Annotated in this window: 16 protein-coding genes and 1 pseudogene; 6 read left to right on the plus strand and 11 right to left on the minus strand. The window is 60.6% G+C overall.

Translation table 11 applies throughout. The features are described 5' to 3' along the window. Window positions 1-64: 64 nt before the first annotated feature. Together AC1DWG_RS17830 and AC1DWG_RS17835 are read right to left on the minus strand one after the other, a co-directional pair. Entirely contained in the window at window positions 65-1,672 is a 1,608-nt protein-coding gene (locus tag AC1DWG_RS17830) for a methyl-accepting chemotaxis protein (RefSeq protein WP_477764921.1), read from the minus strand. A gap of 235 nt (window positions 1,673-1,907) precedes the next feature. Continuing rightward, entirely contained in the window at window positions 1,908-2,312 is a 405-nt protein-coding gene (locus AC1DWG_RS17835) for a TraR/DksA family transcriptional regulator (protein WP_007935965.1), read from the minus strand. Window positions 2,313-2,682: 370 nt separating this feature from the next. Here AC1DWG_RS17835 and AC1DWG_RS17840 point away from each other — a divergent pair, with 370 nt between their 5' ends. The 3 genes from AC1DWG_RS17840 (at window position 2,683) to AC1DWG_RS17850 (ending at window position 5,491) form a co-directional block, all read left to right on the plus strand. After that, the gene (locus tag AC1DWG_RS17840) at window positions 2,683-3,288 is read left to right on the plus strand and encodes a glutathione S-transferase (RefSeq protein WP_477764922.1); all 606 of its coding nucleotides are present in this window, start codon (window positions 2,683-2,685) and stop codon (window positions 3,286-3,288) included. A 147-nt stretch (window positions 3,289-3,435) separates the two neighbouring features. After that, window positions 3,436-4,119, plus strand: coding sequence for a response regulator transcription factor (locus AC1DWG_RS17845; protein ID WP_477764923.1), 684 nt, complete (start codon window positions 3,436-3,438; stop codon window positions 4,117-4,119). Next, the gene (locus AC1DWG_RS17850; RefSeq protein ID WP_477764924.1) at window positions 4,097-5,491 is read left to right on the plus strand and encodes a sensor histidine kinase; all 1,395 of its coding nucleotides are present in this window, start codon (window positions 4,097-4,099) and stop codon (window positions 5,489-5,491) included. The genes AC1DWG_RS17845 and AC1DWG_RS17850 overlap by 23 nt, the downstream gene beginning before the upstream one ends. A gap of 63 nt (window positions 5,492-5,554) precedes the next feature. Here the strand turns inward: AC1DWG_RS17850 and AC1DWG_RS17855 are convergent, their stop codons facing one another. Continuing rightward, a complete protein-coding gene (locus AC1DWG_RS17855) occupies window positions 5,555-5,965 on the minus strand; it encodes an SRPBCC family protein (RefSeq protein ID WP_477764925.1) in 411 nt (136 codons plus the stop codon). A 245-nt stretch (window positions 5,966-6,210) separates the two neighbouring features. Between AC1DWG_RS17855 and AC1DWG_RS17860 the strand changes: the two genes are divergently transcribed. Then, on the plus strand, window positions 6,211-7,131 hold the full coding sequence (locus AC1DWG_RS17860; protein WP_477764926.1) for a LysR substrate-binding domain-containing protein: 921 nt from the start codon (window positions 6,211-6,213) through the stop codon (window positions 7,129-7,131). Here AC1DWG_RS17860 and AC1DWG_RS17865 read toward each other — a convergent pair. Together AC1DWG_RS17865 and AC1DWG_RS17870 are read right to left on the minus strand one after the other, a co-directional pair. After that, complete coding sequence (locus AC1DWG_RS17865; protein WP_477753138.1) at window positions 7,052-7,648, minus strand: DinB family protein; 597 nt, start codon at window positions 7,646-7,648, stop codon at window positions 7,052-7,054. The two genes, AC1DWG_RS17860 and AC1DWG_RS17865, sit on opposite strands and share 80 nt — an antisense overlap. A 72-nt stretch (window positions 7,649-7,720) precedes the next feature. Further along, window positions 7,721-8,830, minus strand: a complete 1,110-nt coding sequence (locus AC1DWG_RS17870; RefSeq protein WP_477788103.1) for an NAD(P)/FAD-dependent oxidoreductase — start codon at window positions 8,828-8,830, stop codon at window positions 7,721-7,723. A gap of 118 nt (window positions 8,831-8,948) precedes the next feature. Here AC1DWG_RS17870 and AC1DWG_RS17875 point away from each other — a divergent pair, with 118 nt between their 5' ends. Continuing rightward, window positions 8,949-9,269: a DUF2388 domain-containing protein gene (locus tag AC1DWG_RS17875; RefSeq protein WP_477753140.1), complete on the plus strand. Its 321-nt coding sequence runs from the start codon at window positions 8,949-8,951 to the stop codon at window positions 9,267-9,269. A gap of 53 nt (window positions 9,270-9,322) precedes the next feature. Here AC1DWG_RS17875 and AC1DWG_RS17880 read toward each other — a convergent pair whose 3' ends face one another. After that, window positions 9,323-10,255 (minus strand): pyridoxal-phosphate dependent enzyme, encoded by a 933-nt coding sequence (locus tag AC1DWG_RS17880; protein ID WP_477764928.1) that lies wholly within the window; start codon window positions 10,253-10,255, stop codon window positions 9,323-9,325. A 218-nt stretch (window positions 10,256-10,473) separates the two neighbouring features. Here AC1DWG_RS17880 and AC1DWG_RS17885 point away from each other — a divergent pair, with 218 nt between their 5' ends. After that, window positions 10,474-11,133 (plus strand): methyltransferase family protein, encoded by a 660-nt coding sequence (locus AC1DWG_RS17885; RefSeq protein ID WP_477788104.1) that lies wholly within the window; start codon window positions 10,474-10,476, stop codon window positions 11,131-11,133. A gap of 96 nt (window positions 11,134-11,229) precedes the next feature. On the opposite strand, the pseudogene AC1DWG_RS17890 reads toward AC1DWG_RS17885, so the two are convergent. The 5 genes and pseudogenes from AC1DWG_RS17890 to AC1DWG_RS17910 form a co-directional block, all read right to left on the minus strand. Continuing rightward, a pseudogene (locus AC1DWG_RS17890) lies at window positions 11,230-11,877 on the minus strand (HAD-IA family hydrolase); the annotation flags it as partial. Between the two features lie 60 nt (window positions 11,878-11,937). Beyond that, entirely contained in the window at window positions 11,938-12,345 is a 408-nt protein-coding gene (locus AC1DWG_RS17895) for a response regulator (protein WP_477764931.1), read from the minus strand. A gap of 319 nt (window positions 12,346-12,664) precedes the next feature. After that, window positions 12,665-12,949, minus strand: a complete 285-nt coding sequence (locus AC1DWG_RS17900) for a pentapeptide MXKDX repeat protein (protein ID WP_477788105.1) — start codon at window positions 12,947-12,949, stop codon at window positions 12,665-12,667. Window positions 12,950-13,001: 52 nt separating this feature from the next. Further along, the gene (locus AC1DWG_RS17905) at window positions 13,002-13,787 is read right to left on the minus strand and encodes a molybdopterin-dependent oxidoreductase (protein ID WP_477764933.1); all 786 of its coding nucleotides are present in this window, start codon (window positions 13,785-13,787) and stop codon (window positions 13,002-13,004) included. Then, complete coding sequence (locus AC1DWG_RS17910; RefSeq protein ID WP_477753147.1) at window positions 13,784-14,401, minus strand: cytochrome b/b6 domain-containing protein; 618 nt, start codon at window positions 14,399-14,401, stop codon at window positions 13,784-13,786. Before AC1DWG_RS17910 ends, AC1DWG_RS17905 begins: the two co-directional genes overlap by 4 nt. Window positions 14,402-14,641: the final 240 nt, after the last annotated feature.

Below are 14,641 nucleotides of genomic sequence, written 5' to 3' on the forward strand. Positions count from 1 at the left end.
AACAGCAACTCCCTGCACAGGTTCATTGCAGGATTCGTAACAATCATCCGGCAGCCCGGGCTTTCTAGCGCGGCTTTTGCGGTTTGTAGCCCAGGCGCAAACCGCCCCAGTGCCGGCCCTTGAGCATGATCGGCACCGAGAGATCGTGCATCAACTCTCCAGTGTCGCGCGTATAGGTTTGCAGCAGCACGGCCTTCTGATGGCTGCCGCAGCGGATCCCTGTGCGGTCAGCGAACTTGCGCTTGGTCCGGTTCTGCAAGGCATCGATCTGTGCATCGCCCGTCAGTGGCTGGCTGAACGCCTTGTTATGGGTCGGCACATAACCCTGCTGGGTGCAGGCGATGGCGAACACCAATCCTTCGTGACGCGGTAACAACGGTTCCTGGATCGTTGGCAAAACCTGATCGGTGTAGCGGTCGAAACGCGTCTGGTACTTGGCCGGGCTGGTATTGGGGAGGGTCTGGTAATTGCGGTCGAACAGATCGTCGAGACTGATTCGACCGGCATCGATGTCCGCCTCGAAACGCGCTGCAATCTGGCTCGCGCCTTCCCGGGCCAGGTCATAGATCCGCTGGTGATAGTCATCCAGCCCCACCTCGGCAAGACGCTCGCTGATGGTTTCGGCTTGCCCTTCCATTTGCACCGCCGCATGGGCCAGACGTTGAGTCTGCTGGTCGCTGACAGCCAGGTCGCTGCGCATCTGTTCGATGGCGTGAAACAGGCTATCGAGTTGTTCACGGTTGGTGTCTGCCCCTTGGGCGATTTCCCCGACCTGGGACTCGACACTGGCCGCCAGACGGGCAATGTTCTCCAGGTGCTGTCCCGTCCGTTCGACCTGCTCGACGCCGGTGTCGAGGTCGCTGGACAGTTGGCGGATCTGCTCCACCACCTGCGCCGTGCGTTGCTGGATATCGGCCACCATTTCGCCCACTTCGCCCGTGGCGGTTGCCGTGCGTGCGGCGAGCCCACGCACTTCGTCGGCCACCACTGCAAACCCGCGACCGTGCTCCCCTGCCCGCGCCGCTTCAATAGCGGCGTTCAACGCCAACAGATTGGTCTGGCTGGCGATGGACTGAATCACCAGAGTCACGCGCTGGATATCATTGCTGCGCAGGCTCAAGGCTTCGATCAGTTCACGGCTGTTGCTGGCGCGCTGGCTGAGCTGATGCATGCGCGCAATGGACTCGATCAGTTCCGTACGCCCGACCGCTGCGCTTTGATGAGCCTTGCTGGCGGCACTGAGCGCCTGGCGACTGAGCGTCGAGGCGGCCTGTTCGGTGGTGATCATGACCTCGGCGTTGCTGACGATCTGTGCCGCCGCCGTGAGCTGCGATTGCAGTTTGTCCGCCAGTTGCCGAACCGAGAACGCCACACCGGCGGCTGACAGCGCGTTATGGCTGGTGGTGTAGGAAAGATCGCGAGTCAACTCGCCGATGGCATCGGGGTTGTCGGGGGAAGCCGCCTGCGGGGTCGCGCGCGAACGCAGGCGAGGCAGCCAGATAATCAATATGGCCAGGGGCAGGCCAAGGTAGAGCGACCAGTAACCCTGCGTCATGCCACATAACAACAGCATCAGGGCGATGCTTTGCAGTGTCGGTGTCAGCCAGCGGTTTTTCGGCAATAGCACTGGTGCAGGCACTGCCGCAACCAGAGACCCGTCTCTCGTCATCATCGTTACCCCGGAAAGCTTCTAATTGTTGTCTTCGCATTAAACGCCATCATAAAGCCATTATCCATGAGCCTTTAGTCGTGAGCGTTGCAGCAAATCAATAGAAAAACCGGGAAATCGAAGACGGCAGAAAACAAAGATCGCAGCCTGCAACAGCGCCTTGCGTCAATTGCGCTGGGGCTGCCGCAGGCTGCGATCTTTTCAGGGCAGCCCGGATCAAAGGGGCTGCCTTGCAGAATCAGGCCTGACGCTGGTGCTTGTCGATTTGCTCGTGACGCTCTTGAGCTTCGATGCAGTACTTGGTGGTCGGGCTGATCAGCAGGCGCTTGAGGCCAATCGGCTCGCCGCTGTCGTCGCACCAGCCAAAGCTGTCTTCCTTGATGCGCTCAAGGGCTTGTTCCAACTGAGGCAGCATGCGCTGGTCGCGATCGATAGCGTTCACCAGCCAGGTGCGCTCTTCTTCGACCGAAGCCGCGTCTGCCGGATCGGCCGGGGTGTCCAGGCTTTCGATGGCGATGCGGTTCTGTTCGATGCGCTCATGGGTTTCGACTTTCATGTTCTGCAACAGCTCGGAGAAAAAAGCATGTTGCTCGGCATTCATGTAGTCATCCGCCGGCATGGCCAGCAACTTGTCCTTTGTCATTGATATCTCTATAAAAAAACGTGCATTAAGGCGAATAAGGGAGCGTTCCGGCAGACCTGGGCAGGCCATCGGAAAGGCGCCGTTTGTTCCAAGCGCCACCCGGCACTCAATTTACGAGGGGCGGCAGTCTACGGCCGACTTGAGGCCTCAGCAACTGAAAAGACAGCGAATTTGTCCGACAAAGCCCTGAAAATGCTCTACGGCAGGCTTTGAGGCGGTAATCGGAGTGCGTTTATAGCAAGAAATTCAATCGAGCGTAGGTATATAGAAGACAAACGGCTTGCACCGGGCATTATTCACAGTCATTTGCAGGGCTGCGAACCTCAGCTAAGGTTGTCCCTCCCGAAATGGCCATATAAAGGAAAGGACCATGAAGCTGATCGGTATGCTGGATTCACCCTATGTCAGGCGCGCCGCCATTTCTGCCAAATGCCTGGGGATCACCCTGGAACATCAATCGGTCTCGGTGTTCCGCCACTTCGAACAATTCCAGCAGATCAACCCGGTGGTCAAGGCGCCCACGCTGGTGCTGGATGACGGTGAAGTGTTGATGGATTCGACGCTGATCATCGACTACCTGGAAACCCTGACCGATAACAGCCTGATGCCCGTCGAACCGAGTCAGCGCCTGCGCGCGTTGCGCCTGATTGGCCTGGCGCTGGCCGCCAGCGAAAAGTCCGTGCAGCTTTACTACGAGCGCAACTTGCGGCCGGTGGAAATTCAATTCGAACCCTGGGTGCAGCGCGTCGAAGGACAGCTGACGGCGGCCTATTCGGCGCTGGAGCGGGAGCTGGAAAAGCAGCCGCTGAAGACTGACGGTTCGATTGAGCAGGACGGCATTACCCTCGCCATAGCCTGGAGCTTCACCAACCTGGTGGTGCCGGATCAGGTGAGTGCGGCGCAGTTTCCGCGGGTTGCTGCATTCACGGCGTATGCCGAAGGGTTTGAGGTGTTTATCAGTACGCCGATTGACTGACCGATTCATTTCCCGGCTCCGGGCGGCGTTCCGACGAAACCAGGGCAGTCACCAGTGTCGCGTCCATGAACTTTTATTTAGAAAGCCTGCGACCATTTCTTGGCAAAATGCCGCACAACGTTGTGAACATTTAATCAGGCCAGCCCTATGACCCGCATCTTGACCATCGAAGACGACGCCGTGACCGCCCGGGAAATTGTCGCCGAACTGAGGAGCCACGGCCTCGACGTCGACTGGGTCGACAATGGTCGCGAAGGGCTCGAACGTGCGGTCAGCGGCAACTATGACCTGATCACCCTCGATCGCATGTTGCCCGAGCTCGATGGCCTGGCGATTGTCACCACGCTGCGGACCATGGGCGTGGTCACGCCGATCCTGATGATCAGCGCACTGTCCGACGTCGATGAACGTGTGCGCGGCTTGCGTGCCGGCGGCGACGACTACCTGACCAAACCCTTCGCCACCGATGAAATGGCCGCCCGGGTCGAAGTCCTGCTGCGCCGGCAGAACACCGTCACCGCCCAGGCCACTACCCTGCGGGTGGCGGATCTGGAACTGAACCTGATCAGCCACGAAGCCAGCCGCGACGGCCAACTGCTGACGCTGTTGCCCACCGAGTACAAACTGCTGGAATTCCTGATGCGCAATACCGGGCAAATACTCTCGCGGATGATGATTTTCGAAGAGGTCTGGGGTTACCACTTCGACCCCGGCACCAACCTGATCGACGTCCACATCGGCCGTCTGCGCAAGAAGATCGACCCGCCTGGCAATGTCCCACTGATTCGGACCGTGCGAGGCTCGGGTTATGTCATTGCCGAACCCGTCTAAAGGCTGGCGCTCTTCCAGCAGCCGTTTGCTGGCGCTCTACAGTTCGCTGTTCGTGATCTGGAGCGGGATTCTAATGGGGGTCATGTACTACGAGGTTTCCGCTTACCTGGACAACCTGGCCAAGCATTCGCTGATGCAACGCCAGCACCTTTTTTCGCGCTTCTCGGGCGAGCAACTGGTGGACGCCCTCGCCGTCAGCATGACCTTCGATATCCGTGGCATCGACGCCTACGGCCTGTTCGATGCCCGGCAGCGTTACCTCAGCGGCGCCCTGCGCTACATTCCGGATGGCTTGCCGCTCGATGGCAAGATCCACACGCTCAGCGACTGCGCCGAGTCCGACGACCCGACCCTGCCCAACGACAGCTGCGACGCCGTGGCGACCCAGACCCGCGATGGTTGGTGGCTGATTCTGGTTCGCGACAACGGCTCGCTGTTCGCCGTCACCCGGATTATCCTTCACGCCCTGTTTTGGGGTGTGACCCTGACCATCGTGCCGGGCATCGTCGGCTGGTATTTACTGCGGCGCCGGCCGTTGCGACGCATTCGCGGGATTCAGGCCAGTGCCGAAGCCATCGTCGCTGGCGACCTGAGCCGGCGCTTGCCACTGTCCAATCGGCGAGACGAACTGGACATGCTCGCCGCCATCGTCAACGCCATGCTCGAACGCATCGAACGCCTGATGAACGAGGTCAAGGGCGTGTGCGACAACATCGCCCATGACCTGCGCACGCCCCTGACCCGTCTGCGCGCGCAGCTTTACCGCATGCAGCAGCAAGCCGGCGAAGGCTCGCCGCAGGCCATGCAACTGGACCTGGTGCTGGCCGAGGCCGACACACTGATGGCTCGTTTCCGTGGATTGCTGCGAATTTCCGAACTGGAAGACCGCCAGCGCCGCTCCGGTTTCGTGCAAGTGGACCCGGTGGCGTTGTTGCAAGAGCTGCATGAGTTCTATCTGCCCCTGGCGGAAGACGACGGCCTGATATTCCAGCTGCACCTGCCCGCGTCATTGCCACCCCTCCATGGCGACCGGGCACTGCTGTTCGAAGCGGTGGCGAACCTGCTCAGCAACTCGATCAAATTCACCCCGCCCGGTGGCGCGGTGATCTTGCGGGGGATCAATGATGGCGGGCACACGCGAATCGAAGTGCTCGATTCCGGCCCGGGCATTCCCGAGGCGGAACGTGAAGCGGTGTTCCAGCGTTTCTACCGTGCCGAGGCGGGCAATCAGAAAAGCGGCTTCGGGCTGGGGCTGTCCATCGTCGCGGCGATTGTCAGCCTGCACGGGTTTACCCTGGAAGTGGGCAGCAGCGAACTGGGTGGCGCGCGGCTGGTGCTGGACTGCCAGGAGGGCTTGATTACCCAGGCCTGACACAAAACCTGTGGCGATCCGACAAGCCCCCTCGCCACAGTTACCATTCACATGACAAATGCTTCAGCCCGGATAACGCGCCCGCAACGCCTCAATCCCCCCCTGATACACACCCGCAAACAACGCCTCCACTTCCCCATCACTCACGCCAACCGGTTCAAACCGGCCCGACCAGGTCACCCGCGCACGCTCGCCAAGCGCTTCAACCTTGATGGTCGCCAAATAATCAGTGACCGGAAATGGCGAGTGCACAAACGAGTAACTGTAGGTTTTCGCCGCGTTGTCGAATACTTGTAAACGCTCGACCACTACCGTGCCATCGCTGGTTTCCAGCCGGCGTACCCGCCCGCCTTCACTCAGCTCACTTTTGGGAATGAAGGGAATCCAGTCCGGCAGCGAATTGAAACCGCCAATCAATTGCCAGATCTGATCGGCCGAGGCCGGGACTTCGATCGTTGCTGATGCCGTTGCCATGTAAGGAGCTCTCTCAAGTTTCAGGGTTCAGATGGCCAGGCTGTCGACGACAGGAAGATCCCCCGTCCCCAGCCCTTCAAGTCTAGACATACAAGCGAACCTGCTCGCGATGGCGGCAGCACATCCAACATCCATGTGACTGCCCCACCGCTATCGCGAGCAGGCTCACTCCCACAGGTTGCGCGTCTTTCCTGGACGTTTGGTGCTTTACTGAGAAGACTCAAAAAACCACCGAGAACCCCGGCATGAACCGCAACGACCTGCGCCGCGTGGACATGAACCTGCTGGTGATTTTCGAAACCCTGATGTTCGAAAAGAACCTGACCCGGGCCGGGGAAAAACTGTTCCTCGGCCAGCCCGCTGTCAGCGCGTCGCTGGCAAAGTTGCGCGATCTGTTCGACGACCCGTTGCTGGTGCGCAACGGACGAACCCTGGAGCCGACCCCGCGGGCCTTGCAGATTCTCAAGGAGTTGCAACCGGCGATGGACACCATTTCCGGAGCGGTCAGCCGGGCCAAGGATTTCGAGCCTTCCACCAGTCGCGAGGTGTTTCGCATCGGTCTGTCCGACGACACCGAGTTCGGGTTGTTTCCGCCGCTGCTCAAGCAGATTCGTGAGGAAGCGCAGAACGTTGTGGTGGTGGTGCGCCGGGTGAATTTCCTGCTGATGTCGCCAATGCTGGCCAGCGGCGAGATTACTGTCGGCATCAGCTACACCACGGAATTGCCGGCCAATGCCAAGCGCAAGAAATTGCGCGACTTGAGTGTGAAGATCCTGCGCGGCGATGACCGCCCCGGCCCGTTGACCCTGGACGAGTTCTGCGAACGCCCTCACGCGCTGGTGTCGTTCTCCGGGGACTTGAGCGGTGCCATCGACAACGACCTGGCACGGATTGGCCGTTCGCGCCGGGTGGTGCTGGCGGTGCCACAGTTCGCGGGGTTGCGGGCCTTGCTGGCGGGTACTGACATGCTCGCCACCGTGCCGGATTACGCGGCCAGTGCCTTGATCGAAGGCAGCAGCCAGCTCCGGGCAGACGACGCGCCGTTTGATATCAAGCTGTCCGAACTGTCGATGGTCTGGAACGGGGTCAACGATAACGATCCGGCAGAACGCTGGTTGCGCTCGAAAATTGCACAGCACATGGCGGCGCCACTATCGGGGCATTGATCGACTGCAGGACTATCGGCTCGGACTCGCGCAAATACACCGGCATGTCGGTCACCGGTGGCATGGCCGGAATCTCGAAGTACATCTGCACCACCCAGCCACGGTGATAGCTGGCGTGGTTGACCACGTGCATCAGCATCGCGCCGGCGCTCATGGTGCCGCTTTCGCCCGAGACAAAGGTGAATTCCAGGGGCTTGTCCAGGGAGGCATCGGTTTGCCGGGCGCTCCAGTCGCAGTACCAGCGATCGATGTCTTTTTGCGCCAGGCGCAGTTCGGACAGATCGGCATGCAGCAGGTCGTGTGAAGTCTTGAAGCCATGCCCCCGGCCTTCGAGGTGCGCCTGCCAGATGCAATCCACCACGTACACGTGATTGAGGGTGCCGATCATGTTTTTGAACACCGACACCCGTTCTTTTTTGACTTCGCCCGGAGGGAGCGCTGCGAGGCTGTCAAAGAGGCGCTGATTGGCCCAGCGTTTGTAATCGGCCAGCAGACAGGCAGTGCGTACGGTGATCATCAGAGTTCTCCGATGGCAGTAAGCGCACTCCCTAGCATAGACCCAATGCCCGCAAGGCAGTGCCAGCCCTGATCATCGGTCGTCCAGGCGTTTTACTACGTGTTCGGCGAGCGCCAGGCAACTGGTCAGCCCCGGTGATTCGATGCCGAACAGATTGACCAGCCCCTCCACCCCATGCTCGGCCCGACCGCTGATGAGAAAGTCGGCAGCCGGTTCAGTCGGCCCGCTGATTTTCGGGCGAATGCCGCTATAGGCCGGTTGCAGGCTGTTGTCCGGCAAACCCGGCCAATAACGGCGGATCGCCTGATAGAACCCTTCGGCCCGGCGGAGTTCGACGCGGTAATCGATGTGCTCGACCCATTCGATATCCGGCCCGAAGCGCGCCTGCCCACCCAGGTCGAGCGTCATGTGCACACCCAGTCCCGCGTTCTCCGGGGCCGGATACACCAGGTGGCGAAACGGCGCCCGGCCGCTGAAACTGAAATAACTGCCCTTGCACAAATGCGCCCGGGGAATGAATTGCCCAGGCAGACCGACAATAGCGCGCGCCACCCCGGGAGCGGACAGCCCCGCGCAATTGATCAATTCGCGGCAGTACAGGGTCATGGGTTGAATGCCGCCCATGCGCAGCTCGAAGCCCTGCTCCATACAACGGGCCGACAGCAGCGGTGTGCGCAAGGCCAGCATCGCTGCGAACCGCTCGGCATCGCCCTGAAGCGCCAGCATCAGGGCGTGGGAGTCGACGATGCCAGTAGACGGCGACCACAGCGCCGCGACACAGGACAACGCCGGCTCAAGCGCCCGGGCCTGTGCCCCATCCAGCCATTGCAGGTCATCGACACCATTGAGACGCCCCTGCTGCAACAGACGCTGCAAAGCCGCGCGCTGCTGTTCATCGGTGGCCACGATCAGCTTGCCCACGCGCCGGTAATCGACACCGCGCTCATCGCAATAGGCGTAGAGACGCTGCTTGCCCTCCACGCACAACCGCGCCTTGAGGCTGCCGTCCGGATAATAGATGCCGGCGTGAATCACTTCTGAATTACGCGAACTGATGCCCGTGCCGATCCCCCCGCCGGCCTCCACCACCAGCACTTCCCGCCCATTCATGGCCAGGGCCCTGGCCACCGCCAGCCCGACCACGCCTGCCCCGATCACCACGCTTTGAATATCGACGTTCAACGACCTTGCCTCCCTCTCAGCCCGTTCCTCGCTATTGCCAGGGAACTCTCGGCGACCGCCACGCATCCTAAACTATGTGGTAATTCCCTTATGCTTCATGCTGTCGGAGGACACCGTCATGCGCCGGATGTTTATCATTTCTTCCCTGGTACTTTGTTTACCCTTCGGCTCGGCTCTGGCCAAAGTGGATGCGGGTGACGTCGCCACTTCCGCCGGGGTTTCCGCTTCGCTGTACTCAACGTTCAAAGACCACAAACTCATGATTCCCGCCCGGGATGACGCTTCCAGCTTCGTCGCCAGTGGCGGTGCGATTCGTGGTGCCTATCTGGAGGCGGTGTTGAAAAAGATCCGTCAGGACAATCCCGCCCTCAACAACGCAAGCGACGAAGACCTGGCCCGCGCCATTCTCGTCCAGGAAGGCGTTGCCGCCGATCACTGAAGATCGTCATCGCCAGCGGTGGGGCTTGTGACGCCGGGATAGCGTTTCCAGCCCTACCTCGCGTGCGTGCCAGTGGACAAGCTTGCCCACCCGGCCACGAGTTGTGCGTTGATACTCACCCCGCCGCACACCACGATCACCACGTCATGGGCGTCGGCAATCGCCGGGTGATCGAGGTAGGCAATCGCCAATGAAACCCCGCACGCCGGCTCGACCAGCTGACGCAAATCATTGGCGTAACGCACTACGCCCATGATCGCCTCATCATCACTGAGCACCACGCATTCATGGGGAAAATCGCCGATGTGTTTGACCGGCCAGGCGGCCACTTGCGCGGCGCCCAGGGAGGTGGCGACAGTGTCGATTTTCGGCAATTTGACCGGGTACCCGGCCGCCACCGCCGCGGCGAACGATGCCGCGCCTTCGGTTTCGCAGGCAACGATGCGGCAATCGGTGTGCCGATGACGAATCAGACCAGTGAGCAGGCCCGCCAGCAAGCCACCGCCGCCCACCGATGCCACCAGCACATCCACTGGCGGGCAGTCGTCAAGGATTTCATCGACCATAGTGCTGTGCCCTTCCCACAACACCGGGTGGTCGAAGGCCGGCACGAATTCACTGCGTGGGTCCTGGGCGAGTTCCCGTGCCCGTTGATTGGCTTCGTCCCAGACCTTGCCGTGCACGATCACCTCGGCGCCGGTCTTGCTGATCCGCTCCCGGGTGCTTTGCGGGGTGGTGTGCGGCACCACGATGCATGCCTTGAGCCCCAGGCATGCAGCGGCCATGGCCGTGGCCAGTCCCGCGTTACCGCCGGAGGGACAGACCACCTTGCGCTTGCCCTGCTGTGCCGCCCGGCTGCACAGCAAGCCAATGCCGCGTATTTTGAACGAGCCGCCAGGTTGCAGGTTTTCCAGTTTCAGCCAGATACGGCGGGACGGGGTCGACAGGCCAGGGTGCAGGATCAAAGGCGTTCGGATGTGAAGCATATGGGCTCCTGTTACACGCCACCGGCTCGCGGAGCACTTCGGCCAGCCGGTGGTGAACGGTCCTCTCTCCCAAGCTTAGTTCACCCGGTCTCGGGGCGACCGTCTCAGCGGTCCGGCGCCGGTTGCGATCTTTTACCCATGGAAACTCGAAGGCCAAAGAACGATCAAAAGATCGCAGCCTACGGCAGCTCCTACGTAAGCCTGTTCGCGGAGGTACCATGAAAATCTCGGCCAAACTGGCATTTTTCGCCGTCGTCAGCACCCTCGCCTACCTCGCCCTGGCGATCTGGGGACTGGGTGGTTTCGCAGCCTATTTCAGCCACGGTTCACTGGTCGTCGTTGCCCTGGCCACTCTGATCATGGCTGTCGCTTCTCTGTTCACCGAGGTCAACCTGAGCTCGGGGGAACGCGAAGACCGGGCCAACCGCTGGGTCATTCCGGCCTTCGGTGTGATCGGCTTACTGAGCGGCTTTCTGCCGGCTTATACCGACCGCATCGATTTCTGGACTTTTGGCGGTGAAGGCGTGCGCTGGCTCGGCACACTCTTGTTCGTCGGCGGCGGCGCGCTGCGGTTATGGCCGGTGTTTGTGCTGGGCAAGCGCTTCAGCGGGCTGGTGGCCATTCAGCCGGGGCATCGGCTGGTCACCGACGGGATTTACCGCAACCTGCGCAACCCCAGTTACCTGGGGATGATGGTCATCGGCATGGGTTGGGCATTGGCCTTTCGTTCTGGTGTCGGGCTGATATTGGTGGCGCTGACGCTGATCCCGCTGATCGCGCGCATTCACTCGGAAGAAGCCTTGCTCCGGGCACAGTTCGGCAGCGAATACGAGGCCTATTGCGCCCGCTCCTGGCGGCTGATCCCCGGACTCTACTGACATACATCCCCCCTGTAGGAGCGGGCTTGCCCGCGAAAGCGATTCTTCAGTCACATCGATACTGGATGTGCCGACGCCTTCGCGGGCAAGCCCGCTAATCAAGCCACCGGCATCCACCTGAATCCGAACCAAGTCATAACCCGCCAACGTCGCATGCAACGTCTTGATCGGCTGTTCATGAGTCGCCGTCACGATCATCAAATCCGCCCCCGCCGCCTCGGCCGCCAGAATGCCCACCGTAGCGTCTTCGAAAATCAGACATTGTGCAGGCTCGACACCCAGGCGCCGGGCCGCGAGGCGGTAACCCGCGGGGTCCGGTTTTCCGGCAGTCACATCCTCGGCAGTGATCATGACGGCGGGTTCGGGAATCCCCGCCGCCGCCATTCGCCGCAACGCCAATTCCCGTGGCGCGGAAGTGACGATGGCCCATTGGCTGGCAGGCAGCGACCGCAAGAACTTCGCCGCGCCAGCCACTTCGAATACCCCGTCGACATCGTCGATTTCCGCTTCGGTAATCCACGCGGCTTCGGCCTCGGCATCCACCCCGGGCAAGCCCAGGCGCCTGATGGTGTCAACGGCGCGGGCGCCGTGAATGGTGGGCAGGAAGGTGTCGACATCGACGCCATGGCGCACCGCCCAGGTTGTCCAGACCCGCTCGGCGGCGGCAATGGACGTCAGCACGGTGCCATCCATGTCGAACAGAAAGGCACGGTAAGTCGAATTGAAAACAGTGTGATCAGACAAGGAAAAGAACCTCGCAGTTACCGGACGGATTTGCCCGGGAATGTAACACCTGCGAGTGAGTCAGTTGAGTCTCTTTGACTTGAAAGCGCCGTCGACACAATCGAGCAACGAACCGATGGCCCAGGGTTTCTTGATGAACGAAACGGCATGTCGCACCCCGGAGCTGGCCGGGGTTTCGAAACCGGACATGATCATGATCGGCTTGTCCGGCCAGCGATCGCCGAACTGGTTAGCCAGGTCCGCGCCATTGAGCGTGCCGGGCATGGTGATGTCCGTCAGCAGCAGGCCCACCTGCGGCGCATGTTGCTCCAGATACATCACTGCCGCGTCTGCACTGGTTTGCGGCTCGACGACAAAACCTTCCTCCTGAAGAATCTCACAGAGAAACTCCAGGATCAGCGGGTCGTCCTCAACCACCAGAATCAACCCGCCAGGAAGATCTCCACCCGCCGTCGGTACTCGACTCATGACCGTGCCGCTCCCTGATTGCCTCAATGATTTCGCGGGTTTTGATCCGCTACCTAAAAGGTATGAGCAGCGGAATCGGTGGAAATTCATTTTTGATACAGCCAGGTGACCGATCCGGGTTTTGTAGTGACCTTGAGGGCGCTTTCGCTGGCAAGCCAGCGCCTACGGAGATCTGTGCCGTTTGCAAAACCTGTGTAGGAGCGGGCTTGCCCGCGAAGAGGCCGTCAGCTTCAACAACACCGTTGACTGACACACCGCTTTCGTCGGAACGCCGCCCGGAGCAAGCTCGCTCCCACAGGGGGATTTCGGTTGTTTGGAATTACTGCGACATTTCGCTTTTTTTCATCGCATCCTTGGACATCGCGTCTTTTTTCATCGCGTCCTTGGACATGGCATCCTTGGACATGCTGTCTTTGGACATTGCGTCCTTGGACATCGAATCGGTCTTCTTCATCGCGTCTTTTTTCATCGCATCCTTGGACATGGCGTCCTTGGACATCGAGTCCTTGCTCATGCTGTCGTTGCTCATCGTGTCAGCTGCGAACACAGAGGCAGCGCCAACGGCCAGGCACATGGACAGAACAACGGTGGTCAACTTTTTCATGATGAAGCTCCTTGGAACGTGGGTTGTGGACGTGTGAAATGGCCGGCCCCCGTCAGCTGCCACCGAACCAGTTGTAACCCTGGTCTTCCCAGTAGCCACCCGGATAGGTGTTAGTGACGAAAATCGCCTGGATGTGTTTGGGGTTCTTGTAGCCCAGCTTGGTGGGCATGCGCAGCTTCATCGGGAAGCCGTACTCGCGGGGCAGCACGGCGCCGTCGTAAGTCAGCGTCAACTGAGTCTGCGCATGCAGCGCGGTGGCCATGTCGATGCTGGTGTAGTAGTCGTCGGCGCATTTGAAGCCGACGTATTTGGCATCGGTGTCGGCGCCGATGCGCTTGAGGAAGTCACTGAAGCGCACGCCGCCCCAACGCCCGATGGCGCTCCAGCCTTCGACGCAAATGTGCCGGGTGATCTGCTCGGTCTGGGCCATGGCGCGCAGCTCTTCGAGGCGCCAGCTGCGTTTGTCGGCGACCAGGCCGGTGACTTCCAGGCGATAGCCCTCCTCCTCCACCGTCGGCGCCTCGTCGATGCCGTAAAAGGCATTGAAGGGAAACGGCCGGGTGATCATCGACTCTGGATAGGTCGGCGCCATGGCGTTGGGGTTGAACAGCCAGCCTTGCACCCGGTCATTGAAGCGCGACATGGACGACAGCGCGGTTTCGACGCTTTCGTTGTCGGTGATGTTGCAGCCGGACAGCATGGCCACGCCGCCGAGGGTCAGGCCACGCAGCAGGAACGAACGGCGCGAGCGATCTTCGATCTGCGGGGCGAGGATCTTGCGGGCGTCGGTGAGGATCGAAGCCTCGTCCAGCCCGGGGACCTGAATGCGCTTTTTCATACCTGCTCCTTGCGGCCGACGATCATGGCCAACAGCGTTTTCGGAACCAGCGCGACCATCAGCAGATGCACTGCCACGAAGGCCACTAACAGCGCCATGGCGAAAAAGTGCACACGGCGCGCGCCTTCATAACCGAACAGCAATTCACGCAACAGCGGGAACTGCACCGACTTCCACAACACCAGCCCGGAGAGCACCAGCAGCGTGATGTCGACCATCACGAACAGGTAAGCGACCCGTTGCACCTGGTTGTAATGACTGAGGTCAGCATGCCCGAGTTTTCCGCGCAAGGCGGCCCACAGGTCATGCAGCACACCTTTGGGTGAAACCGGGAAGAAACGCCGCTTCAGGCGCCCGCTGAACAGGTTGAAGGCCAGGTAGATCAAACCGTTGATCGCCAGGAACCACATCGCCGCGAAATGCCATTGCAGCGCGCCACCGAGCCAGCCGCCGAGGGTGATCGACTTGGGAAAACTGAATTCATAGATCGGCGAGGCGTTGTAGATGCGCCAGCCGCTGGTCACCATCACCAGCACCGCCAGGGCGTTGAGCCAATGGGTCAGGCGTAGCCAGCGTGGATGACTGGACTTGGGTGAAGCAGTGCTCTGCGACATGTCCGGCTCCCGGTTGTTGTTCGTTGGAGCCGATTATGGGAGCCGGAAGATCGCCAAATCCTCACGTAAAGTTAAATTAAACGTGATAACTGCCACCGGATACTTGTAGGAGCGAGCTTGCTCGCGAAGGTGTATCAGGCGCCGCTGTGTCGACTGACACACCATCGCGAGCAAGCTCGCTCCTACAGGGTTTTGTGTGCTCCGCCGGTTGCGCAATTATGGTTAAATGCCGCCCCCGAA

The sequence above is a fragment of the Pseudomonas sp. P4_B3 genome (assembly GCF_056402295.1).

Coding starts and splice junctions, on each gene's coding strand:
- AC1DWG_RS17900 (WP_477788105.1), bottom strand. CDS start 12,949: ATGAAAAAGTTGACCACCGTTGTTCTGTCCATGTGCCTGGCCGTTGGC.
- AC1DWG_RS17850 (WP_477764924.1), top strand. CDS start 4,097: ATGTCATTGCCGAACCCGTCTAAAGGCTGGCGCTCTTCCAGCAGCCGT.
- AC1DWG_RS17905 (WP_477764933.1), bottom strand. CDS start 13,787: ATGAAAAAGCGCATTCAGGTCCCCGGGCTGGACGAGGCTTCGATCCTC.
- AC1DWG_RS17855 (WP_477764925.1), bottom strand. CDS start 5,965: ATGGCAACGGCATCAGCAACGATCGAAGTCCCGGCCTCGGCCGATCAG.
- AC1DWG_RS17865 (WP_477753138.1), bottom strand. CDS start 7,648: ATGATCACCGTACGCACTGCCTGTCTGCTGGCCGATTACAAACGCTGG.
- AC1DWG_RS17845 (WP_477764923.1), top strand. CDS start 3,436: ATGACCCGCATCTTGACCATCGAAGACGACGCCGTGACCGCCCGGGAA.
- AC1DWG_RS17830 (WP_477764921.1), bottom strand. CDS start 1,672: ATGATGACGAGAGACGGGTCTCTGGTTGCGGCAGTGCCTGCACCAGTG.
- AC1DWG_RS17880 (WP_477764928.1), bottom strand. CDS start 10,255: ATGCTTCACATCCGAACGCCTTTGATCCTGCACCCTGGCCTGTCGACC.
- AC1DWG_RS17835 (WP_007935965.1), bottom strand. CDS start 2,312: ATGACAAAGGACAAGTTGCTGGCCATGCCGGCGGATGACTACATGAAT.
- AC1DWG_RS17910 (WP_477753147.1), bottom strand. CDS start 14,401: ATGTCGCAGAGCACTGCTTCACCCAAGTCCAGTCATCCACGCTGGCTA.
- AC1DWG_RS17885 (WP_477788104.1), top strand. CDS start 10,474: ATGAAAATCTCGGCCAAACTGGCATTTTTCGCCGTCGTCAGCACCCTC.
- AC1DWG_RS17895 (WP_477764931.1), bottom strand. CDS start 12,345: ATGAGTCGAGTACCGACGGCGGGTGGAGATCTTCCTGGCGGGTTGATT.
- AC1DWG_RS17875 (WP_477753140.1), top strand. CDS start 8,949: ATGCGCCGGATGTTTATCATTTCTTCCCTGGTACTTTGTTTACCCTTC.
- AC1DWG_RS17840 (WP_477764922.1), top strand. CDS start 2,683: ATGAAGCTGATCGGTATGCTGGATTCACCCTATGTCAGGCGCGCCGCC.
- AC1DWG_RS17860 (WP_477764926.1), top strand. CDS start 6,211: ATGAACCGCAACGACCTGCGCCGCGTGGACATGAACCTGCTGGTGATT.